The 25981-nt window shown below is 36.5% G+C and carries 8 protein-coding genes; 7 read left to right on the forward strand and 1 reads right to left on the reverse strand.

The window, feature by feature from the left end; translation table 11 throughout:
• Nucleotides 1-454: 454 nt before the first annotated feature.
• From D0T08_RS18315 to D0T08_RS18345, 7 genes are all read left to right on the forward strand, one after another.
• Nucleotides 455-10255 carry a DUF6443 domain-containing protein gene (locus tag D0T08_RS18315; RefSeq protein ID WP_116984129.1) on the forward strand — a complete coding sequence of 3267 codons (9801 nt, stop codon included), beginning with the start codon at nt 455-457 and terminating at the stop codon, nt 10253-10255.
• Between the two features lie 108 nt (nt 10256-10363).
• Nucleotides 10364-11725 carry a kelch repeat-containing protein gene (locus D0T08_RS18320; protein ID WP_116984130.1) on the forward strand — a complete coding sequence of 454 codons (1362 nt, stop codon included), beginning with the start codon at nt 10364-10366 and terminating at the stop codon, nt 11723-11725.
• 6 nt (nt 11726-11731) lie between these two features.
• Nucleotides 11732-19114 (forward strand): DUF6443 domain-containing protein, encoded by a 7383-nt coding sequence (locus D0T08_RS18325; RefSeq protein ID WP_116984131.1) that lies wholly within the window; start codon nt 11732-11734, stop codon nt 19112-19114.
• Complete coding sequence (locus D0T08_RS18330) at nt 19111-19542, forward strand: hypothetical protein (protein WP_116984132.1); 432 nt, start codon at nt 19111-19113, stop codon at nt 19540-19542. Before D0T08_RS18325 ends, D0T08_RS18330 begins: the two co-directional genes overlap by 4 nt.
• Nucleotides 19543-19642: 100 nt before the next feature.
• The gene (locus D0T08_RS18335) at nt 19643-20056 is read left to right on the forward strand and encodes a hypothetical protein (protein WP_116984133.1); all 414 of its coding nucleotides are present in this window, start codon (nt 19643-19645) and stop codon (nt 20054-20056) included.
• A 75-nt stretch (nt 20057-20131) separates the two neighbouring features.
• Complete coding sequence (locus tag D0T08_RS18340) at nt 20132-24040, forward strand: hypothetical protein (protein WP_147322809.1); 3909 nt, start codon at nt 20132-20134, stop codon at nt 24038-24040.
• A gap of 857 nt (nt 24041-24897) precedes the next feature.
• Complete coding sequence (locus tag D0T08_RS18345) at nt 24898-25311, forward strand: helix-turn-helix transcriptional regulator (RefSeq protein ID WP_158561300.1); 414 nt, start codon at nt 24898-24900, stop codon at nt 25309-25311.
• 254 nt (nt 25312-25565) lie between these two features.
• Here D0T08_RS18345 and D0T08_RS18350 read toward each other — a convergent pair whose 3' ends face one another.
• Nucleotides 25566-25940 carry a hypothetical protein gene (locus D0T08_RS18350; protein WP_116984136.1) on the reverse strand — a complete coding sequence of 125 codons (375 nt, stop codon included), beginning with the start codon at nt 25938-25940 and terminating at the stop codon, nt 25566-25568.
• Nucleotides 25941-25981: the final 41 nt, after the last annotated feature.

Here is a 25981-nt window from a genome sequence, read left to right on the forward strand (position 1 = left end):
CGTTATCCCTTTTTCTGAAAATAACTACAATCTCCTCTAAATTAGCTCCGGCAATAGGGCTGTTTTTGTCTTCAATATAAATATTTAAAGTAATTCTAAAGTTTTTATTGGTTGTAGTAACAGCTTGCATACTCAAATCTGCTCCGGCAATATGATGCGAAAAAACAAGTATTGGAATGAAAGAAAATAGGATAGCTAGGTATATAGTTAGCTGGCTAGTAGTCCTCAGCATAAATTTGATTTATAATTACAATAATGGTATGATTTTGGATGTTATATTTTCATAAATATATGTCAAAATTAGAATTCTTTTATATTATAAAAAGTGAAAAATAAATAACATACTGATTACTAACTTTTTATCATTTAAGTAAAAATATTATCTATTTTTTACTTGGATGGTATTTGTCTTTTTTTTAGGTTTGGGTGTCTGTGAACGCTACCTAAATCATTTATGAAAATAACTTTACGCTTAGGAGTATTAAGCTACGCTGTGATTTATTTATTATTTCTTCCTTTCGTAGGGTATTCTTTTGATGAAAAGGATCCCAAGAAACCCCGAAAAAATAAAGAATCATATTTCTCTCCAAAAGATGATTTAAAACCACTGCCCAAGCTGGTTTTAAAGTCAGGTAATCCTGTATTTCTTAAAAGTTTTTCTTTAGAAGATGAAAACCCTAAAGAGAATCGTCCTATTAAGTGGGTTGAGTCAGCTAATATGGTTGATTGTATCCGTTATGAAATAGTAACGGACAAAAAAAATGTAAAAACCGGAGATGAGGTTACCATAACAGTACGATTAGCCTTTGCTGATGGATTACCTATAGCCTGGCGGGATGAAGATTGTGAGAGATTATCCATTAAAGTAGTTTTTCCAAAATCTTTTCAGCAAACCGGAGGAAATTATTTTGATTTCATGCCCATCAGGTTTGATGATAATAATAAAAGTTTTGAAATTTCTATTAAAGGTATCTTTTTAAAACCTGAGGTAAACGCAGAATTTATGCTTTTAAAAGGCCCTCCAACTTCTAACTGGGAGACCACCTTTATCAAGAAAAAAGAATTATACATTACTGCTACCGGAAAAGATATAAGCAATACCATTGCAAAGACTGTAAATAAAAATATTACAGGCGATATTTCAATTAAAAACGGTACTCCCCAACGATCAGTAACAGACGAGTGCCCGACACCAACAGCCAGTGGATCAACGGTTTGCGTGGGTGGTACAATTAATCTGAGTGCTTCTGGAGGAACTACTTATAGTTGGGTTGGCCCGAATAGTTTCACCTCTGCTGAAGCCACTGTAGAGATTGAGGATGCTACTGAATTAAGTGCAGGCGTGTACACTGTTACAGTAAGTGATGGGTCGTGCACCGCCACAGCTACAGCCAATGTTGTTGTTAACACTTTGCCAAGCCCTACAGCCTCTGCCACTCAAAGTTCTGTTTGTGCAGGTAATAGCATTAATCTTACTTCTTCAGGTGGTACAAGCTATAACTGGAGCGGGCCTGACTCATTTAGTTCAAGTGTACAGAATCCGACCATCAATAGTGCTACCAGTGCTAGGGCAGGAACTTATACAGTTACGGTGACCAATGCTAATAATTGTTCGGCAACAGCAACTACCGCTATTACAGTTAATACCTTACCAACTGCCAGCATTACAGTAAGCAATTCGACAGTTTGTGAAGGCGGCACCATTGAAATGAGCGGTAGTGGTGGTATAAGCTACAGTTGGGTTGGCCCGAACAGTTTTACTTCAACAGATGAGGAGGTTTCAAGGAGCAATGCAAGTGCTTTAATGGATGGTGTATATACACTAACGGTAGAAAATAGTGCAGGATGCACCGCCACTGCTACAGCAAGTATAAATGTAAAAGTAATTATCCCACCGGTGATAGAAGCGAGTCTGGTAGAAATATGTTTATCAGAAAGCCCAACCTCTGTTACATTAACAGCTACAGGCTGTAGTGGAGGAACAGTATTGTGGAGCACGAGTGAGACCGGGACATCAATACAGGTATCACCTTTGATGACAGGTACATATAGTGCACAATGCCAATTGTCGGGTTGTACCTCTCTTGCTTCTAATGAAATAAATATTACAGTCAAGAATCGCCCACCGGCACCGACCATTAGTGCGAATAAAACGGTATTGATAAATAATGAAACAGCCACTTTAACTGCCACGGGATGCAGTGGAACAATCAGTTGGTCGAACGGAATGAGTGGCAGTAGTATTGGAGTGACAACTAATAGTATAGTAACTATCACAGCTACCTGCGCTTTGAATGGTTGTGTGTCTGCTAATTCTAATAGTGTTACTATTCAGAACTGCAGCAATGTAGTGCCAGTTTTAAATGTTGATGACGCAAATCCTGATGCGTGTGATATGATAGCTTTTACAGTGACGGGATGTCCCGCATCGCTTAATAGTTTTGTTTTGACACAGTTTATAGGTATTAGTGATTTTGCACCCGCTATGACTTATAATTCCTCAACCGGAAATTTCACAGTCAAAGCCACAGAAAATTCATTTTTTAGAGCTTATTGTAACGGTAGTCCATGTTTCTCACAAGTAAGCAATACAGTAAGTATTAGTGTTAATGCACAAGTTATGCAACCTATTGTTATTAATGATGGTCAAGGGGTTTGTAGTGGCTCTACTGCAACATTTATAGCTTCTGGGTGTACTGGTGGTACTTATAAGTGGTATAATAGTTCTAACTCACTTTTAAATCAAGGTGAAAGTTATACTACTCCTGTGCTTATACATAATTCATCATTTGCGGGGCCGTTAAGATCTGAATACTTCGTAACATGCACCGTTAATGGGTGTGAAGGACTTAAAAAACTTTCATATGTAAATATTTATAAACTCCCTCCTACTGCTCCAAGCGTTCTCATTCCAAATTCAGGTAATGAAAAGACTATTTGCCTGGGACAATCTGTAAATTTAAGAGCTACATGTGAGACTGGTTATAAAGTTGAATGGTCTTCTAAGGGTACTGTTTCCAATGATGGTTTTGGTAGTACAAATACTGTTAGTCCGACTCAATCAACACAGTATTTTGCTTATTGTGTTGGGAAGGGAACATCTAATGAAGGTCCGGAAATATCCGGATGTTATTCATTACCCTCTAACACACTAACCGTCAATGTCTCCAATACTGCTCCTACAACTCAAACCATAACCGCAAGTGCTACTTCAATCTGTTCAGGCTCAGGTGTTACTTTAACCTCATCCACTTGTGATGGAACTGTGAACTGGTCATGGACTAATTCAGCAGGTAGTTCGGGTACTGTTAATTCTGTGGGAGATTTAGTCGTAAGTAGCCTTACTTCTACCACAACATACAAATCAAAATGTACTAACGGTTGCGGTACCAGTGCTAGCTGGAGCCCTACTGTTACTATTACTGTACTTCCTACACCAACCATCACAGGAGTTAGTGCAAGCTTAAGTACTTGCTTGGGGGGAAATATTAATCTTACTGCCGCCGGTGGTACGGGTTATAGTTGGTCCGGTCCTGACTCATTTAGTTCAAATTCTCAGAATCCGACTATTAATAATGCCACAAGTGCCATGGCAGGTGTGTATACAGTTACCGTAACTAATGTTGATAATTGCACAGCAACAGCCACAACCAATGTGACTGTAAACTCTACACCAACAGCACCGACAATTAGTTCAAATAAAACTGTATTAGCGACTAATGAAACGGCCACTTTAACTGCTACCGGTTGTAGTGGAACAATTAGTTGGTCTAATGGAATGAGTGGAAGCAGTATAGGTGTCACAACTAATAGTATAGTCACTATTACAGCTACTTGTACTTTAAACGGGTGTATTTCTAATAACTCTAATACGATTACTTTAACTCCTTGTAATCTTACTAAACCCACTATTACATTAGCATATTCCAATTATTATAGTTGTAGGGCTACAATATTTATAGCCCCGCAAGGTTGTACATCTTATTATGAATGGTTTATATTAGATAGCAATCATGAAAAAATGTATGATTTTTTTACTTATGGGTCAAATGCTACCTTACAGGATTATGAGATGACTCAGGATTCTTATTATAAAGTTCGTTGTGCTTCACAATTAGACCGCACATCTGGTTGTAAAGGTGAATGGAGCGAAGAACTTTTTGTGTCAGGACCTACTACTCAAACTCCTGTTCCTAGAGTTACTGCTGATAAGCCTATCATTAATTTTAACTCTGCATGGTATAAAGTTTATCAAGGTAGAATAGAACTTTGTGCATTAGAGCCAGTTACCATAACAGCTTCGGGATGTTCTGGAACTTATCAATGGAAATGGAAAGGTATTACTACAAATGGAGGAACATCTATGACTTTGACACCACCAATTAGCACCTATATAAATGAAAGCCTCCTAGTTTCATGTGTTATAAATGGATGTGTTTCTTCTCCTGCAATTCTTGAAATATATGCTTCAGAAAAACCTAGTCCTCCTGTTTTAACTACTACCAATGATAATATCTGTGCAGGGCAATCAATAACAATTAACGCTACTAATGTTAACAATATCCAATGGAAATATTCTCCATGGACTACTTATTCTAATCCTTATAGGGTCGTATATTATCCATCACAATCTACTACTTACTACGCCTTTAACCGTATTAATTCTGGATGCCGCTCAGATACATCTAACAAGATAATTGCGAATGTAGTTACTTCTATTCCTGCAACCCAAACTATTAGTGCAAATGCAACTTCCATATGTACAGGTTCAGGTGTAACTTTAACCTCATCCACTTGTAATGGAACTGTGAACTGGTCATGGACTAATTCGGCAGGTAGTTCGGGTACTGTCAATTCTGTAGGAGATTTAGTCGTCAGTGGTCTTACTTCTACTACAACATACAAATCAAAATGTACTAACGGTTGCGGGACCAGTGCTAACTGGAGCTCTACGGTTACTATTACAGTACTTCCTAAGCCCACCATCACAGGTGTGAGTGCGAATGTAAATACTTGTTTAGGAGGTAATATCAATCTGACTGCTTCAGGTGGTACAAGTTATAGTTGGAGTGGACCTGATTCATTTAGTTCAAGCACACAAAACCCTACTATTAATAATGCTACCAGTGCAATGGCAGGCGTTTATACGGTTACAGTAACTAATGCTGATAACTGTACAGCCACAGCTACAACTAATGTGATTGTCAATACCTTACCAACAGCAAATGCATCTGCCATAGCAAGTGCTGTTTGTGTAGGCAGTAGTATAAACCTGACTTCCTCCAGCGGTAACACTTATAGCTGGGCTGGCCCTGAATCATTTAGTTCAAGCACCCAGAATCCTACTATTAATAATGCCACAAGTGCAATGGCAGGTGTTTACACTGTAACGGTAACCAATGCCAGCAATTGTTCTGCCACTGCTACAACGAGTATAGCAATAAATACTTTACCTACAGCTAGTGTCACAGTAACTAATTCAACGGTTTGCCGGGGAGGGGAAATTGAGATGAGTGCTAGCGGAGGTAACAGTTATAGTTGGGTAGGCCCGAATAGTTTTAGTTCATCAGACGAAGAAGTATCAATAAGTAATGCAAGTGCCTTAATGACAGGTATATATACAGTAACTGTAGAAAATAGTAATGGATGTACAGCCACTGCCACTGCAAGTATCCTTGTGACTGTGATTACCCCACCTGTAATAGATGCAAGCGCTGCAGAAGTATGTTTAACGGAGAGTCCGACATTTGTTACATTGACTGCTACAGGCTGCAGTGGAGGAACGGTTTTATGGAGTACCAGTGAAACAGGAACATCAATACAAGTATCACCATTAATTACCGGCACGTATAGTGCAACTTGTGCGATAGAGGGTTGTGAATCCTTAGCATCGAATGTTATAGAACTAACAGTGAAGAACCGCCCGCCTGCTCCAACCATTAGTGCAAATAAAACAGCCCTGGCGGCTAATGAGACTGCCACTTTAACAGCTACAGGCTGTAGTAGCACAGTTAGTTGGTCAAATGGCATGAGTGGAAGCAGTATCGGAGTGACAACTAATAGTGCAGTGACTATCACAGCTACTTGTGCTTTGAATGGGTGTGTCTCAGATAACTCTAATAGTATTACTTTAACTTCATGTACACCACCAACAATTACAGGTGTTACAGCAAGCATAAGTATTTGCCTTGGAGCCCCTATTAATCTAACAGCTTCTGGTGGGAATACTTACAGTTGGACAGGGCCAAACGGATATACTTCTATAATACAAAATCCAACTATCAACAATAGTACTTTAGTAATGACAGGCACCTATACTGTCACGGTCACTAACACTGAAGGCTGTTCGGCCTCAGCTACCACAAATGTTATCGTAAATGCATTACCTACTGCTATGGCAAGCTCTACCAATACTAATGTTTGCCAAGGCGGAACCATAGAATTGACAGCTACTGGCGGAGGTACTTATTTGTGGACTGGACCAGGTAGTTTTTCTGGTACAACAAGTAGTGTGAGCATTACTCATGCTACCATACCAATGACAGGTATCTATACAGTGACTGTTACAAATACTTCCAACTGTTCAGCCACTGCAACTACCAGCATCAGTGTAACAAATGTATTGACTGTTACAGCCACGGGTTCAACAGTTTGTGCAAATGCTACGGCAACGGTTTCGGCAACAGGTGGTACAAGTTATGCATGGGTAGGGCCTAACAGTTTTTCAGCTTCTGGGCAAACAGTTAATATTAATAATGCCAGCGTGTCAGCAGCAGGGATTTACACTGTTACGATAAGCAATGCAAATGGTTGTACTGCCACAGCTACAACTATTGTAAATATCAACTCTTCAGCTCCTATTCAAACCATTGGTGCCAGTAAAACAAGTGTCTGTCCGAAATCAAATGAAAGTATAACATTGACGTCTACTGTCTGCGCAGGGACAGTCAATTGGCAATGGACTTCTTCTGCTGGCACTGGTGCAGTTGTTGGGAATCCGATCACTATCAGCAACCTTAGTTCAGATGTTAGTTATAAGGCTAAATGTACCAACAACTGTGGTATTTCAACCGATTGGAGTGACCCGGTAACTATTACTGTAGTGGCTGTTCCGGTAATTAATAGCATTACCTCTAATACACCAATCATTAATGAAGGTGATCCTATTAATTTTACCTTGACTGTAACAAATGCAGAAAGTTATAGTTGGACAGGACCTCGTAGTTTTTCAAGTACTTTACAAAACCCGACCGTTACTGGAACAACAGAAGAAAATACCGGAGTTTACACAGTAACCGTAACTAATAGTACCGGATGTACTGCTACAGCAACAACATTTGTAGAAGTAAACAAGGATTGTAAATGTACTACTTGCGGTACGGATGGAGAAGGGCTTTCGACAATTAATCCTACCACTAATCCTGATTTTACACTTCCTTCAGGAACTACTTCAAGAAATTTCGTTGTCGAAAACACTTATTTAGATGCCGTAGACCATACAAAAGTCGTACAGAACATTGCTTATATGGATGGTTTGGGAAGAGGAAACCAGAATATCAAGAAAGGTGCCGGTGGTCAAGGAGAAGATATAATCACTGTTTCAGAATATGATAATTTTGGTAGAGAAACCAAGAAATACCTTCCCTATGCTAAAGCAGGTACTAATGGGTATTATATAGAAGGAGCAACTAGTGGAATAGCTAATTATTATCAAACTCTTAAAGGCGATAACCATGTATATGCAGAGACAGAATTCGAAGAGTCTGCTTTACAGCGTGTTAAAAAACAAGGGAATGTGGGCGGAACCTGGCAGTTAGATGCTATAACACCACATGTGAAGAGTTTTGATTATAGAGCAAATACCACAACAGATGCAGTCATGAGTTTGAGCTATGATTTTGCTACTAAGAAATTGAAAGTTGTAGCAGCTGCTTATCCTGCCGGAGAACTGACGGTAACTATTAGTACCAATGAGAATGGGCAGATTGCAAGAGAGTTTAAAAATAGAGAAGGACAGGTAATCTGTAAAGACGAGGCCGCAAATGATGCTACAAATACAACGCGTACTTATCATGTGTATGATGATCTGGGTTTATTAAGATTTGTGATAACTCCTAAGGCAGAGACAGAGTTGAAAACCAGAGCGGTTAATTCTTTAATAGATTTAAACCCTAATGGTGGAGATTTCTTCCTGAAAAACTTAATTTACTATTATGATTATGACGCGAAAGGCTTAATGATAGAAAGCGCCGTGCCTGGTATGCTAGTAGTTAAACAAATGGTTTACAATAAAAGAGACCAATTAGTATTAACGGTAGGTGGTAATACCTTTAATCCTGATAATAGAATATATAACAAATACGATGATTTAAATCGTTTGGTAAGTAGTGGTCTATACACAGGAAATGAAAGCGTGGAGACAATTAGAACAAATGCAGAAAGCAATACCACATGGCCAACATCAAACCTAAATGAGTATTTGAAAAACTATTATGATAACCTTACAACATCTAATTATCCTAATGACGATCAGGTAGCTTTTAGTACAAATGGTTATAGTAGTACTTATAGCACCAGTTTACAAGGTAAGTTGGTAGGAACCAAAACAAAGATTTTTAGTTATGCCGGACATATTTTGACAAGTACATCAAATTCGGTCAAAAGAATAGAGTTAATAAGTACTAATTATTATGACAACGAAGGGCGTTTAATTCAAGTTGCTTCAAAAAACCACAAGGACGGCTTCGACTATACGCATAAGAAATTTGATTTTATTGGCAGAGAAATAGCCAGTAAAACTATTACCGAATTTAAACACTGGACAAACTCAACGACTTCGACAACTCAAACAAAAACTATTGAAACCAAATCCACCTATGAGTCAGGTGGTAGGATTAAATCAATATGCCAGAAAAATGATTCTGATGCATGGGAACCTGTTCAAAGGAATACGTATAATGGGGTAGGAGAACTTTCCAGTAAGTTGCAAGGATGTTCTATTCAAAAAGTAGACTATGCGTATAATATTAGAGGTTGGTTAACTGACATCAATGATTTGCCTGGATTCAGTGGGCAAGCTACTTCTTCAAACCCTGATTTGTTTGCCATGCATCTGGATTACAATGGAACAGGACAATATTTAGGAAATATTACAGGGCAGCAATGGCGTACATTGAAAAAACAAAATGCTACACCGAATGTGCAAGAAGCCTATACTTATACTTATGATAACCTTAATCGTTTGTTGACAGGTATTTACACCGGAGGACGCGGTGGGTTAAGTACAGAGATTTATGGAACTACACCATATGATAAAATTGGAAATATTCAAAAGTTAAAGCGAACCAAAATAACAGATGTCAGCACCGAGGTTGACGATTTAACTTATACTTATTATACCGGCTCTGTTACATTACAAAAAATAACTGATGCTGCAGATAAGAACTCTTTTTTCAAAGAGCCTGATAACGATAACAATGATTATACCTATGATTTTAATGGGAATCTAACAGTTGATAAGAACAAATATTATGAATATTCTAATGGTGCCGGTGGAATAAACTATAATGCACTTGGTTTAATGGCCAGATTAAGTTCTAATAATTCAAACCCGGATGCTGGTGCACAAGTGAGTGTTAGAAATTACTATACAGGTAGAGGTGAAAAAATAAGGACAGAAATAGCGTCAATTGCATCAGGAGAGGCCGTTTTAAAAAGTACAGATTATGTTGCTGGTTTAATATGGACAAACAATTCTACAACAGAAAGTACTCCGGAAGTTTTAGATTTTATTCCGACAGCAGAGGGTAGAGTAGTTTTAACAAGTAGCATTTATGCAACTGTAACTCCTCCCGACGGCTTGCCTATACATAGATATGAATATCACCTGAAAGATCATTTAGGTAATTTAAGATCTGCCTACAGATGCGGTGACCCTAAACGTGACAATGAAGGAACTATACTCACAGGCAATGAAGCTGGAATTGAACAATTAACATTAGTGCAGGAAATTCATTACGATCCGTGGGGAGTAACTTTTGGTAATGAAGCTGAAATTCAGAATCCTGCAACACTCTCACAAAGGTGGCAATATATCGGCAAAGAAAAAGTTACAGATGCAGGCCTGAACTGGCTAGACTTTGGTGCACGATTCTACGACCCTATTATTGGTAGATGGCATACGATTGACCCTTTGGCGGAGAAATACAAACTGGTAAGTCCATATGTTTATGTTTTAAATAATCCTATCAAATAGATCCATCAAATAAAATTAAATAGTGCTGTGCATTTGTAATAAATTCATTTACAAATTATGATTTAATGTTCAGATAGAATAATGAAGATTTATAATATCATTTAGTTTATGAAAAAAACACTACTTATAATTTTACTACTTTTTTGTTGTGACGAAATAAAAGCCCAGATGGTATTTGGTTCGTGGGAAAAGATTAACAAAAAAAAACTGACTAACAAAGCAGAAGATAATTCGAATACGCCAAAAGTAGAAGGTTTAAAAGATTTAGGTTCTGATACCTACCCCTCACCACGTAGTGGTGCCATGACCTGGAAAGATAATGATGGTAACTTCTGGATTTTTGGCGGAATCGGAACTGATTCGAAAAAGAAAATAGGTGCTTTCAATGACCTGTGGAAATTTGACACCAAAGCTCGTACTTTTCAATTGATAAAAGGTGAAAGATTTACAGAAAAGCAGGCACCACAAGCGCAAAAAAATGTAGAGAAAGCTACCAACACTCCCTCAGGGCGTCGTGATGCAGCAAACTGGGTTGATAAAGATGGTAATCTCTGGTTGTATGGAGGGCGCAGTATGGATGATTTTACCATTTACGATGATATGTGGATGTTTAATATCAAGAAAGGTAACTGGATACTAGCGAGTGATAATAGAAAACTCAATGCGGTAAGTAAAACGGATAAAAAGGGTGAAGCTAAAAATTCCAATGCTCCTGGAAGCAGGTCAGGGAGTACTACCTGGACTGATATCAATGGTAATCTCTGGCTTTTTGGAGGATTAGTACTTGAGAACTCAAAGAAAACAAGTGGATACTACAATGACCTCTGGAAATACAATACTAAAACTAATATATGGGTATGGGTTGCAGGGGGGAAGAATCCAAACTCTAAACAAATAAAAGAAGTTAAGAAAAACGGCGCCGAATCAGCAGATGACACTCCTTCAGGAAGAAATACTGCTATAGGCTGGGTAGATAAGTCTGGAGAAAAATTATGGTTATATGGTGGCTATGGTATCGATAATAAAGTCCAGACTACAGGAGGGTTATCAGATATGTGGTTCTTTAATATTAAGAAAAATGTTTGGCGATGGCATTCAGGTCCACTAACATTTTATGAAAAAGCAAATCAAGAGATAAGTGGTTTAGAATCTCCAAAAGCAACTCCTGGCTTCAGGTATGGTGCTGTTGGGTGGACAGATAAGAGTGGCGATTTATGGTTATTTGGTGGACAATCAAAGTTCTCAAAAGATACTGTTGTGATTAATAATGACTTATGGAAATTTAACCCTAAAACTGAAAGATGGACGTCCGTATTAGCAAACGGTGGCCCTCCTATTATTCATTCTGCGCAAGGTTTTGTTGATGATAAGGACGCATTCTGGCTTTTTAGTGGCGTGTTTATTAACAACCGTCTTAACTACCAGGTATCAAACGACCTTTGGAAATTTACACTAACCAAACAACTTTAGTACTCAATGAAAAAAATATATTTACTATTTATCCTTTTCATATGGGCTTTCATTGCTGTGGCTCAAAGTGAGGCGTTAAAAATGACCTTAGTGCCACCATCTCCTAATGCAGCGCAACTAGGGAAGTATGGTGAAATACCTATTAACCTAAGCACAGGGGCTCCTAGCTATAATATTCCGATTTATACTATAGCTGAAGGAGATTTAAACTGGTCGATAGATTTAAATTATAATTATACAGGATTTAAACCATCAGAAGGGGCAAGTTGGGTCGGTAGAGGCTGGACTTTAAGTGGAGGCGGAGTTATTACCAGAACAACACAAGGTATAAGAGATGAATCTGTCAATGGTTATTTTTCGAAGGGAACAATGGTGGCTACTTCTCTGAATGAGAGAGAGAACAATTTGCCTGTTACCATTGCTATTCATGAAGATGCCTCAAAAGGAACTATTGATGGAGAGCCTGATATGTTTCATTTTAATTTTGGAGCTTATTCAGGTAAGTTTTTTTATGGAGCTGACGGACTACCACATATAGTATCCAATAGAAAAATAAAAATAGAACGCCTTGACGCCAATACCACTACAGAAGATGGGAGCCATACGCCAGATCATCTGATAGTAAAGTGGACTCTAACAACTGAAGATGGCACTATTTATATCTTTGATGTCAGAGAATACACAGTCTCAAGTTATTTATTAACCACTACCAATGATGCTCCTTCTGCATGGCATCTTTCAGAGATTATTTCACCATCAGGAAGAAAACTAAAATTCTATTATACTACCTTAGGTACCACAAAAAGCATACAAACAAGTTTCGTTGAAAAAGGAGTTTCGCCAAATTGCCCTAATCCTTCTGATATAGAAGGCTGTATTCAAGGCTCTGCTACATTTACTAATGAAGAAGGCGTAAGATATAATTATTCAGAAGAAAGATTTTTAACAAAGATAGAATCATCAAGTGGTTACAATCAGGTTTTATTTAATACTGACATAGTTTCAACGCCTGTTGAAGATAAAACAAGTACAAGTAGACGATTAACTGGCATTGATGTAAAGAATAAATATTCAACAGAATTAATCAGCTCTTATGAATTTAAGTACGATGACGTCGACAAATATGCCCTAATGAGTTATGGTGAGATAAGTAAAATAGGTGAAAAGAAGCCTCCATTTAAATTTAGCTACCTGAGAGAAAGAATAGCTAATGTTATTCCGGGCTATACCAAAGCACTTGATTATTGGGGGTATTATAATGCTGCTTATAACAATAGTTTAATCCCGCAAAAGGGCGCCAACAGGGTTCCTAGTTTTGACGAAGCATCTACCGGAGCCTTGAGTAAAATAACCTATCCTACAGGAGGCACTACTAAATTTGAATATGAGCAAAATGAATATAGTTATACTTCTGGTGGGCTTATAACTGGGCAACAGGTAATTTCTGAATTACACCAATACACCATCAAATCTACACAAGGCATTGGAAATGTAGCATTCACAGTGCCGGATGAAGCACAATATTTTATCGAATACCAATGTGCAAAAGATCCTACTAACTCAAATCCTAACCCAAACTGCAATTGTCCTTCTTCATGGACAAACAATAAAAAGTACGTATATCCAACTACTAAACTTCAGCCCAATGTTACGTATAATGCCAGCGATTTTATTAGTAACAGTGTTATTCCTGAAGTAACTTGTTATGATGACTTAATTATCGTGGCTAAAGTAACAGTATATAAACCTGTTGGTAATAATAAAAAATTCGGACCCGGTATAAGAGTCAAAAAAACGATAAGTGCAGAAAGTGCCGCCTCTACTACTCCAATTGTAAAAGAATACTTTTACAATAGTATAAGTGATCCGACCAAGTCTAGTGGTGGATTAAGTAGAGAGCCCCTTTTTGCCGGATTAGCAACTTTTCCGGTTGGGAGCTCTCCTTCTCTTCAAGACTATAACTTTTATCGTACCGAAAGCATTGTAACGATAGGTAGTCCTTTTGTGATTTATGAAGATGTTGAAGAAAGGACAAATGGAACTAATAAAATCATTTATAACTACTCTTCATATAAAGCCTTATATAATGACATAAATACCTACCCATATAATCAATTATTTGATCCTATCGGGACTACTGAAAATTATGACTTCACCAGAGGTTTGTTACTTTCAAAAAAGATATACAAAGGGACTACAACCACTATTGTATCTCAAACAGACTATAGTTATTTGTTCCAGAAAGATGGTGGGCCAGGGGCTACTCTTGGAGGTTATAAAAGCCCCTCTTTTTTCTATGAGTTTTTAGTAAAAGCACCCGATGCTATATCTGGAGGGAATGTAAATGTAGGCTTTGGTAAATTTTATCTGACTGCTTCCGGCTGGATAAAAAAGACTGGTGAAACAACTATAGTCAAAGACATGGATGGCAATAATCCAATGACTACTACCATTAATTATTCGTATGAGCCATCAAACCCTAAGCATTTTCAGGTAGTTCAAACAAGTACAACAAAGAGTGACGGTGCTTCTACCGAAATCATTAATAAATATCCTTTAGATTACGAATCCGTTTCGCCTAAGCAATCATTTATTACGGATATGATTGCCAATAATATAGTGTCCCCAATTATTGAGCAGCAAAAATGGGTGAATCGTGGAGGAGTAAGAACATTGGTCGGCACAAGTCTTAATTATTTCAAATCTCTTGATGTGAATACCCTACAGGGGTATACTTCAGGCAATACGGAGCTATTCCCAAAAGCAAAAATTATTGTTCCGGATAAACAGTATACATTTTTCAGCAATCAACCCATTGACGAAACTACTGCTAATACTAAACTCTTTACCGGATATACTTTTGATAATTCTATTTATAGAGAAAAACTCAGATTTGAGAATTTTGATGCCCGAAGTAATTTAAGACAACAAATCCATCTTGATTCAGATAATACAGCCTATCTATGGGGATATAAAGGTATGTATCTGATTGCGGAAATTAAAAACTGTACGACAAGTACCCTTGAAGCTGCACTTATCACTATTGGCTCTTCTATATCAGAGATATATGAATTAGAAAATGAAGCTACTATTCAAACAAAAATGCTTGCCTTACGCGGGGCTTTAACCAGTTCTCTTGTGACAAGTTATACCCATTTCCCATTAATTGGTGTAGCCTCTGAAACAGATCCCTCAGGTAACAAAACCAGATATGTATACGACACTTTCAATCGATTAAAAGAGATATATAATACCAATGATAAGCTGGTTAAAAGTTATAAATATGAGTATACAAAGGGTGACGGAGTTGTAGTTGGTAAACCTGCTACTCCCATATTCATAGGCAGTACAAATATATGTAGTGGTTATGGTACAACTTTATTGATAAGCAATTGTGATGGACTGGTAGTTTGGGATGATGAGTCATTTATCGGAAATTCAAGGGAGTTAAATCCTTCTGCTACTACAACCTATACAGCCTATTGCCTGAGTGAAGAAAATGTGCCAAGTGATATAGCGACAGTTACAGTTAATGTAACTACTCCTACTGTTGTTCCTATTGCTTCAAGTAACTCTCCTAAGAATGTAGGTGAAACAATTAATCTTACCGCAACAGCATCAGTTCCCGGAACTTACACCTATAGTTGGAGTGGGCCAAACGGTTTTACTAGTCCGCCAGCCGCTGACGGAAATGCACAAATAACAGAAGCGTCGGTTAATAATGCCGGGATTTATACCGTAACCTTAACAACTAATGGTTGCCCTTCTACTTCTACAATAAAAGTCGTTATTAATGTAAGTTGCGGTTGTACAGACTGTGGCCCGAATGGTGATGCTATAAGTGATATAAACCCAGGTAACGGTTCGTCTTTCTTTACAACCGGATTTAATTATGTAGTATCAAATACTTACCTTACCAGTGGCAGTAATGCAGCAACTGTTCAAAGTATTACCTATTATGATGGTATAGGAAGAACATTACAAAGCATTGCCCGAGGAGTAGAAGTCAATGGCGAAGATAGAATTCAGCCTGTTGAATATGATGCGTTTGGTAGGGTTTCAAAGACCTATATGCCTTATCCTAAAGCGAATAATAACGGAGCCTTTGTGAATGATGCCACCAATAAATCAATGGTAAAATATGGCGAAGTTTATGGAGACACCCATTCATTTGCAGAGGTTCAATATGATAATTCTCCGCTCAATAGAGTTCTGAGAGCAGGTTCGGTAGGAGCAGATTATGGCGTTAGTACGAATAAAGCGATAAAATATACTTATCGTCTTAATACGGCAGCAGATAATGTAAAAAAACTGATCTTTGATTTTGGTACTGACACCAGCCCTCTTACTACCGAAAATTATACCATCAATAACAGTGGCATGTATGAAGCTCAAAGCCTGTCTGTGACACTAACCCATGATGAAAACGATAATGAAAGTTATATTTTTAAGAATGTTGAAGGACAAGTAGTTTTAGCACGTTCAGTTCATAAAGCAAGTTCTGAGACTTCAGACCCGGAGCTAGTACTAAATACGTATTATGTATACGATGATTTTGGGCAACTACGCTGCACTATCCCTCCTAAAGCTGAATACCTGACCAATAGTGAATTTAAGCCTTTTGAACTTAATACGGATAATACATTCAAATATAAGTTAATTATAGCCCTTGATTATGACCAGAAAGGGAGAGTAATAAAGAGTAAATCAGCCGATGTAGAAGTGATGGAAGAAATGGTCTATAATACTTTAGACCAATTAGAGCTACAAAAAACACGTAGTGGTAAATGGTTGAGAGTTACCTATGATGATTTAGGAAGAAACAAAGCAACTTTCCTTTATACAGGAAGCGGTACACCAACTATTGGAGCAACAATTGATATGGATAAGCAAACAGAATCATTTTATGATACTTATGGCTATCCAAACCAAATTGCTTATCGGATAGAGAGTGGTTTCCCAAGTACATATAATACGAACCCTAAAGGCAAACTAACGGGAACCTGGGTAAAATATATTGGCAATGGAGTAGATGCCGATCATAATTACAGACCTGGGTCCGATTATTATAATGAATACGGACAAGTAATTCAGATGTCATCTACTAATCATAAAGGTGGCACCGATTATTTACTTTATAGTCTGGATTTTGTAGGAAGAGTAAAACGGAACTTATTAATTGCTGATGGCGGAACTGAAAAAGCCAGAGTAGAAAAAACCTATAGCTATAACCAAAGCAGTAGCGTAAAAAGTATTTGTCAGCGAACGAGTTCGGGTACAACTACTGCTATTGCTTCTGATACCTATTGGGAGCCTGTGGCCCGCTATGGCTACAATAGCATGGGCGAAATGATAAAGGATACTTTGGGATGTACTTTACAAATAGTAGACTATCAATATACACTACAAGGTTGGCTTAAAAAAATCAATAATGTAGGTAATTTGGAATCTGAAAATGACTTTTTCGGTATGACCCTTGACTATGGTGGATTCCCATATAATGGTACTATCACCCAACAGAAATGGCAGATTGCGCAACGCAAAGGTTTAAATACTGCTCCATTTGCAGTAGAAGCCAAAAATATTTTTACGGATAATTATACCTACGATAACCGATATCAGCTAAAAAGCTCAGAATTACTGAATGCCACTGTTTCTACCTTCCGTCTGCAAAATATGAGTTATGATAACCACGGCAATATTTTAAGCATGAATCGGTGGTTAGAGGGGAGCGGTAATGTAGACCAATTATCATATACTTATGCTGCTAATTCAAATAGATTATTAAAGATTACTGATGGTGTAACTACTGCTAATGCCACTGGACATCAGTTCTTTGATGAAAGCAAAACGCCATCAGGTTATACGGGTGACGATTATGCCTATGATAATTCAGGCAATATGATTCAGGATAAAAATAAAGGAATCAATAGCGGTGAGATTGAGTATAATTATCTTAATTTGCCAAATACCATCAAAACCAATGCATATATCTATACTGCCGATGGCGACATGGTACAAATGCGGGTTGGTGATAAAACAATTGATTATATTGGTGGGGTGGTATTTAAAGATAATGCCATTGAGCAGGTACCAACTGCCAACGGAAGAACGCTTAAACCATTAAGTATACACCAGAATAATAGTGACCCGAATACGGCACCTGATACGCTTAACCATTTCTGGCGATATGAATACCAGATAACAGACCACTTGGGGAATATGCGCGTGGCATGCAGATGCCAGGAAGTAGCAGAGGCTAACCAGACCGACTATAAACAAGGCTACCCACCACGCATGGTGCAAGAAGCAACTTATGATCCATGGGGAGTAAAATTACCTGTATTTGGCAATCCTGATCCATATCTAGGCCAACCGGCAGACAGGTTCTTATACAATGGCAAAGAATATGAGAACGAAATGGGACTCTATAATTTTGGCGCCAGAATGTACGACCCTACCGTTGGTCGTTGGTTTGTACCTGACCCAATAGACCAATTTGATGACTTTTCGCCTTATGGGTTTGTGTTGAATGATCCAATGAATTTAACTGATCCTGATGGGATGCAGGTATCGAATACATTACCAAGTGCAATAAGTACTAGCCAAAGTGGCCGGCTAGTTACAACGGTAGTAAATGATGCTACCAGAGCAACATTTAATAAAATTCCTTTAAATTTGATTCCTAATGCTCAGCAAGCTACATTAATCATTGCTCAGAAAGCTTTCCAAGATCAGCTTAAAAGACAGCAAGACCAATTTAATAATCAAATGATTTCTTTTATAGGACCTAATAGTAAAGGGTTCTATGGAACAGTGCAAGAACTACAAACATATAATAGAAATCAGTATTTTACGAACCTTAAGTATTTACATGAAATTCAATCTGGTGGTATTGCTGGTGCCATGGGACATTATTTTTGGGGCGACAAAGGAGCAGAGATTGGTACGGCAGTCGATGGTCTTGCGGGAGCAGCAGCGGTTGTTAAGACGAGTCCAAGTCTTCGACCAACTACACTTAAGCCACCTCAAAAGGTCATTCCAAATACTACTGCGTTTGCCAAATTATCAAAACCAGCTTTAAGAAAAATGTATGAACATGAAGTAAAAATGCTCTCAGTTTACGCAAACGAAATGCGCTTGGATGGTAAATCACCAGAGGAAATTGCTAGAACTATGCATTCATTAAGAAGGGAGCTAGGTGTAACATATAAATCTCTTACTCCGGAAGCATTAAGAGAAGAAATTTACCAAAGAAATCTCGAAAAATATGGAGATAAGCTAGGACCTACCATTGATTATTTGAGACAAAAAGGAAAATCTTGGGATGACATAATTAATAGTGCAATTAGATCAGGTGGAGGTGATCTTAATTTCAATAAAAAATGAAAATGATACTTTTAAGAAATTTTAATAACGCTTTTCAATATTTCGATTTTGATTCGAAAAAATATATTAAGAAAGAATCTATATCAAATATCAACGGATGGTATATGCTAATTGATAATGTATTTTCTGGTTTACTTGTATTAGATAGTACACTTTATTTCTTATGGGAAAATGAACAGTTTATTGTAAATGATAATTTGAAAGTAGAAATTGATAGGAATTATTCTCAAAATAAAAGTCTATTTAAATTATTAAGTTTCGATAGAATAATTGTTCAATTTGCCTATGAAACTCCAAAAAATCTATTAAATACATCCCCTTTTGAATATATAGACGAAGATGATTTTAATTGGGGCGAATATTTAGCAAGTATTATAAATAATTTGGACAAAAAAAAGCAGTTTTTAGAAAATCTTATGTCATCATGAATTAGACATTTTTGCATTTATACTAATCATCTTTTTAGAAATTGATCAATTAAATTTATATAAATATTAAAGAACAACTTAAGGACATTGTCCAATTACAATGAAAAGAACATTTATTTACATTGCTTTATTCATTTTTATTTTAAACTCTCAAGGCTTTGCACAAAAATTTGGTATTATTGCAGGTGCTCTTGCAAGTAAAACTTACTATAGGCTAAGCTTCATCCAGAGTTTATCAATACCTTTTGAATTGGGTTATGTAGCAGAACTCACTTTTAATGCTTCTGTTATTGGTAAATTACCACTTGAGACAATATTAATGTTAGTTCATAAACCTGAGATAGCATATGATACAGAGAAGCAAGGCATTGCTCGCCGGCTTTTTTTGAGCGGTCTGGCAGGTTTGAGTTTCTTTTTAACTAAAAACCTTTCACTTACTATTGATTATCAGACTAATATTAATAATCCCGGTCGTAGTTCAAATGATAAAGTGCGTGGTCACACCTTTCTTTGACTGCAAAATATAGCTTCGGCAAAAAGTAAAAAATTTACCTGTTCTTAAAAAAAATAAATTTCATATACCATTTTCATGAAAAAACTTATCCAAATTTTGCTGTGCTTGCTAATGTCTTATCAGGTTTTTGCCCAAGAAGTTAACCCAAGTACAGGTACTGGTAGTGTTACTATTTCAATTTATACTTTACAAGAGGGAAGTATTGGTGTGCCTATCAGCATATCTTATGATGCCAGTGGCGTACCCGTTAATACGCAAGCATCTAATGTAGGACTTAACTGGGGTTTAATGGCAGGTGGAAAAATAGTCCGTACTGTGCGAAGATATGCCGATGATGGCATTATGGGATTGGCAGATCGCGATCGTGGTGGAATATATTATTATGATGACCCTGCTCCCAACGAAAAGTTTGAAGTAATAACAGATACAGAAAGAGATATTTTCACATTGATACTTAATGGAAGTACTGTACCTTTTATTATCCGTTATCCAACGGGCGGAACAGGCCCTCAAATAATTTATCTAAAACAGAATACAGATATTACTATCGAATTGGTAGATGTATCTTATTCAAAATTAAACGGTCCTCAAACCAATACTTATACTTTTGATGAACTGGTAAATGCAGTATTAGGTGCAGAAATCAGCGGTAAAAAGAAGTTTATTACTTTTAAAGTTACCACTACCGATGGATTAGTTTATTATTTTGGTGAAAACTCAGCTGAAAGAGAGTATGGCTTTACTTATAATCAATTTAAGAAGAGTAATTTTTTGTATCCCAGTAATCTTTATGGGTCATCATTACTTGTACATAATGATTTCAGCGCTGTTACCGTTAATACCTGGAATTTATCGAGAATTGTAAAACCACGTGCTAATGATGCTAACAATCCGTTTCAGGAAGTAAAATTCTATTATAAGCGTGTACAGCAGATGATGGATACCTATGGCTATACTGAAAATTTTATAGAACATATACCATCTGGAACTTGTACAGAACCAGCCTACTCTAGAATTACAGACAAAAAAGAGCAACCCATTACTTTTTTATCCCAATTAGATAAGATTGTTTCAGCAAATTTTGAAGTAAGATTCAATGACAATGTACCTATTCCTAGTACTCCACAAATTAAAACTATCATACCTGATTATGACGCAACAGCCGATGGTAATTTCGCAGATAAATTTAGATTTGATACCTGGCGAATTCAGACTGATATTCCTTCTCAAGTAAGTATATGCTGTACAATAAATGCAAAATCCGGATCATGTTATCAAGAATGTAATAAACCTAATCCTATTTTAGAAATACCCGCTGCGGAAGCCCTAAAGAACATTGTAATTGTTGATAAATCTTCAACTGACCCTAAGAAATTAGGATACTTTTTTCATCATAGCTACTTTAATATTTATTATCTGCTTCAGATGAATAATGGAAGCAATCGTAGAAATGGTATACCTGATGGGCATCTAAAACTATTAGGAATATATCCAATAAAATTTTTAAGTAATAACGGAGGTGACAATATTACTGAAATTGCTCAAGGATATACATTTAAGTATAATAACATTACTTTACCACGAAAAGAAAGTGTTGCCAGAGATGCCTGGGGTTATTATAATGGAAAAGATGAAAACGAAACTGCTGGTAAAGGATTTTGGGCGGTTGACGAGCGCCACCCATATATTGAAGTAGGACAAACTCAACCAAAGTTTAAAGGAGTAGCATGTCCTATTAGTTTTGTTGAACCTATTTTGCTTTATGCGCAGGCAGCTTCATTACATACTGTTGTCAATCCAACCGGAGGATGGTCTCAATTTGAATTTGAATTGCACGATTGTGATAATTATTTTGCAGAAAGAACATTAGTTAACGGCTTACCCAAAAAGGTGGGTGTTAAAAATGTAGGAGGCTTAAGAGTAAATAATATTAAAACCTATGACCCAGTAACTAATCAGATTTATACAAAAAAATATACTTATACTAAGAAAAATAGTACTGAGTCGTCCGGTTTTCTTTCAATACTTCCCTCTGTTATTTATAACCAATTTGTTGGCGGTCAGCCATCTTCAGAGTACTTTGCTCCTGGTGTTTGGAGTCAATTGGCATCAACATACATTAATGGAAGTTATATTAGCTACCGTTTTGTAAAGGAAGAAATGCTAGATGCAAATGGAAATAATAATGGTTATATAGAGTACGAGTTTTACAACAATGAAAAACAGCCTTACTTAATTAAAAGTTCTACAAGCAGCGATTTGATTGAGGATGATGGGGTAACAATAAGTAAGTGTTATGATAGATATTATAGATTAGATTCTAATAATCCTTTAACGGATGATAATATACCTGTATTTGATTTTCTAAAAGGTTCAATTAAGTCGCAAAGAATATATGATAAAAACGATAAACTTTTGAGCGAAACAGAATATACTTATGAGGTAACGGACTTGACAATTGCTACAGTAGGAACTTTAGGTAGAATCTCAATGGTGCCAACGACTATTGACATAGAAGGTCATACACCAATCAAGTTTCCTTGGAAAAAAGAGGTAAACTACGTGTCATCTGGTCTTAACTATATAGGGATGGGATTTCAGATAGTATCAAATAATGCTGCTGCCATTTATAGTGGCTTGGCTTCTCAGGGTATGGGTCTACAAGCTGCAAGTTTTGCTGCAAAGAGTGCAAGTATGGCTAATATAGCAACAATACTTAACGGAATATCAACATATATTGGTATAGCGCTAACAGTAATAGATATAATAAATGCAGTCGGATACCATGTAGATGATAATAGTGAATACTATTGGCGGAACTATAAAACACCCGTAGGTAAAGTAAACCTAACAAAAACGATAAGTAGATCATATAATACGAATGATAATAATTTTATTGAAACGGTTTCGGAATATAAGTTTGAAAGCCCTAATCATTCGCAAATGACCTCTTCAAAAACTTATGTAGCTAGTGCGGGTGTAGCAAAAACGGGTTTTCCTGTTTACGAAAACAAAATTCTCTATAATAAAGATTTTACACTTCCAACTAGCCCAAGCACAGATGATTTAAAAGGTATTGAAGGATTAAATACCTTAAAAGTGATTACACCAATAGAAAATGTATCTTTTAAAAATAATAAAGTAATTGGAGGAAGCTACATTGAGTTTTATCCATCAAGCTCTAATTATGTTGGAATGCCTTCCAAGTCTTACAGTTTAGAAATTACCAGACCATTAAGTAGTTTTAGTATGTCTGAGGTTACTAGTGGAGCTTTGACTAAAAACGCTAATTATGTAAGTCAGGTAGATTATTTAGAATATAATTCAAGAGGGCTACTAAGTAAAGTAAAAGGTACAAATCAAATAGCCGAGGCCACTACCCAGTTTGGATATAATAACTATATTCCGACCTCTTCAACTTTTGGTACTGCTTCTCTAAACATGACTACAACTAATGAATATATCCCATTGTTTGGTGTAACCAAAACAACTGCACCTGATAATAATTTTGTTACTACATCTTATGATGAATTAGGAAGGGTATCTGCCATAAAAGATTTTAAAGGAGACACACGAAAAAGTTTTGCGTATAATACGGTTCTACCAACGCCTCCTAACAATGATATAACTTTCAAACTGTTACGTTCAGTAAATGATGCAGAGATAATGAGTATAGAAAACAATACTGAAATAATATCAAGTACAATTCCTACCTTGGGTGATCTTCCAAATAATGTTAATATAAAAGCAATTGTTACGGGTGATGTAAAAAGTGTAGTTTTTGAATTAGTTGGTCCGGTAACCAGAACAAGTACTGATGTTGATGGCAGTTTATGGCGGGTATTTGAAATAGACACTAATGGTTTTAATGTTAATGATAGTACTGTGAAAGGGGAGTATACATTACTAGCCAAGTCTTATTCAAAACCTCAAGGAAGAGGAGAATTAATATCAATAAAGAAAGTAAATTTCCGTATTTTATAATTTAGTTTTTAAAAAATCAGTAAAAGGTTTTAACTCCAATGGTATGTTTCTAAAAGGGAAACCTTATGAAAAATAAGTAATTAGATATCAGCGTATTACGTAAAAAGAGAACACCGAAAACTGCCAATTTCTTGGAATTTCGGGGTTCTCTTTTTATATATCTCCTGATAGCTAATTAGTTGGGCTTAATCAGATATCCCTCTTTATTATATGTTAAGGCTAGATACAACAGCGATAGTTTTAGATGATGCTTGAGCAATAAACTTCTTAGCATTTTGTAATCCAAAATTTTCTTGAATATAGGTAATACAATTGGCTAAATCATATATTCATACCTCCCTCCTGTTGATGCTAAATAACAACTTTTCATTTTACTATCAGTTACTATATAAGATAAAGCCAAGGTCTGTATTTTCGTAAGACTTTTATGAGCCAGTTTATTACACTCAACTATGGATTGGATTAACTCATGAAAAAGCATGTTAGAAGACAAGTCACGGACTCAAAGCACTCCATACTTGACATATTAGTATATTCACGTTTGGGTAACTGATATCCTTCACTCCTATAGTATGGGTAAATGCAAGGGCTGCCAGACTAGTCTTATTTTTCTTAAATTTTATGATGTCTTCCTATGTAGAAACACATAGAAGAATAGAGATTCACAATCAAAAGCAGATAAATTTTCTTTATAAATCCAAGACTAAGGTTGGTGGTAAATTTGAGAAGAGTTTTCATAAACTACTTATTATACTCTGGACTGCAATTTTAAACTCTGCAATATCTCTCATTTAAACCATTCATTTTTAGCCAACCATATATTGCTTGTTGGGAGGGGTGCGTTGCCTTTTAACGATTTGCGAAATACACTTAGAAAGCCACTTAAACGCTATAAGAACGCCCCAGTAACACTTGGAGATAAAATTAGAAACAGAAGAATTGAACTGCAACTTACTTTAGATCAGCTTGCCACATTATTGAATGTAACCAAGGAAGCTGTAGTATATTGGGAATATAAACGGGGAAAACCCAAAGTACATAATTATCCAAAACTTATTGAAGTATTAGGTTTTTTACCTTTTGAAATTGACACAAGTACGTTGGGTGGCAAGATTATAGCCTATCGTTATACCAAAGGATTGAGTAGAAAGAAGTTTAGTCACTTGCTTGGGGTAGATGAATCGACTCTTAGGGCTTGGGAGAATAATAAGTATATTCCTGTGGCACATATTATGCAGATTCTAGGAAATTTATTTAAAGAAAGTAAATAAAAATTAACTACATCTACTAGAGGTTTCACTAGCTTATTATGTATTTCTGAAACAACTGTATTCCTAAGCTAACAAAGTAATATCACAGATTAATAATTATCCTAAATTATAAGAGCTTATTGGGTATCTGCCTGATGTGAATAAGTAGAAATATAAGTGATTATATAATTTCGTTTTAGCCATTGCATTAATTGGCATAGTCATTTCTATGCCAATTATTTTAACTTTGTTTGCTAATTAAAAAGTTCACCTTCTCAGCGGGTATAAATAATAAAATTGCCAATTACAGTTCTATGGTCTATGCCGTTATATTCATCTTCCAGTGTTACTCTAAAAGTTCCTCCTATCTGAATTGAATCCATTTGGGTGATTTCTAAAAAGCCACTATCTACTTTGATTGGATTAAAATCTGCACCATCTGTATAGAAGATATTTTTAATGGTTAGGTTAGGGTACCTACCCGTCTGTATCAGTCCAGGCAGGTAGATGGATAATCTTTCGTTTTTGAAACCATAGGCATTTAGGCTTGCCTGTTTTTTGTTAGGCAACCAACTGCCCTCAATGCGTTCCATTAATACAAAGTCTTCATCTTCTATAAATTTCATACTCAGGTAAGCGTAAGGTTTCATTATTTCACCTGTATCACAGGCAAAACAGCATACACACAACC

Source organism: Emticicia sp. C21 (genome assembly GCF_003418935.1).
Classification (GTDB): domain Bacteria; phylum Bacteroidota; class Bacteroidia; order Cytophagales; family Spirosomataceae; genus Emticicia.

Excerpts from the sequence above, each read along its gene's own strand:
- D0T08_RS18340 (WP_147322809.1), top strand. The coding sequence starts at position 20,132 with ATGAAAAAACTTATCCAAATTTTGCTGTGCTTGCTAATGTCTTATCAG.
- D0T08_RS18320 (WP_116984130.1), top strand. The coding sequence starts at position 10,364 with ATGAAAAAAACACTACTTATAATTTTACTACTTTTTTGTTGTGACGAA.
- D0T08_RS18350 (WP_116984136.1), bottom strand. The coding sequence starts at position 25,940 with ATGAAACCTTACGCTTACCTGAGTATGAAATTTATAGAAGATGAAGAC.
- D0T08_RS18325 (WP_116984131.1), top strand. The coding sequence starts at position 11,732 with ATGAAAAAAATATATTTACTATTTATCCTTTTCATATGGGCTTTCATT.
- D0T08_RS18335 (WP_116984133.1), top strand. The coding sequence starts at position 19,643 with ATGAAAAGAACATTTATTTACATTGCTTTATTCATTTTTATTTTAAAC.
- D0T08_RS18330 (WP_116984132.1), top strand. The coding sequence starts at position 19,111 with ATGAAAATGATACTTTTAAGAAATTTTAATAACGCTTTTCAATATTTC.
- D0T08_RS18315 (WP_116984129.1), top strand. The coding sequence starts at position 455 with ATGAAAATAACTTTACGCTTAGGAGTATTAAGCTACGCTGTGATTTAT.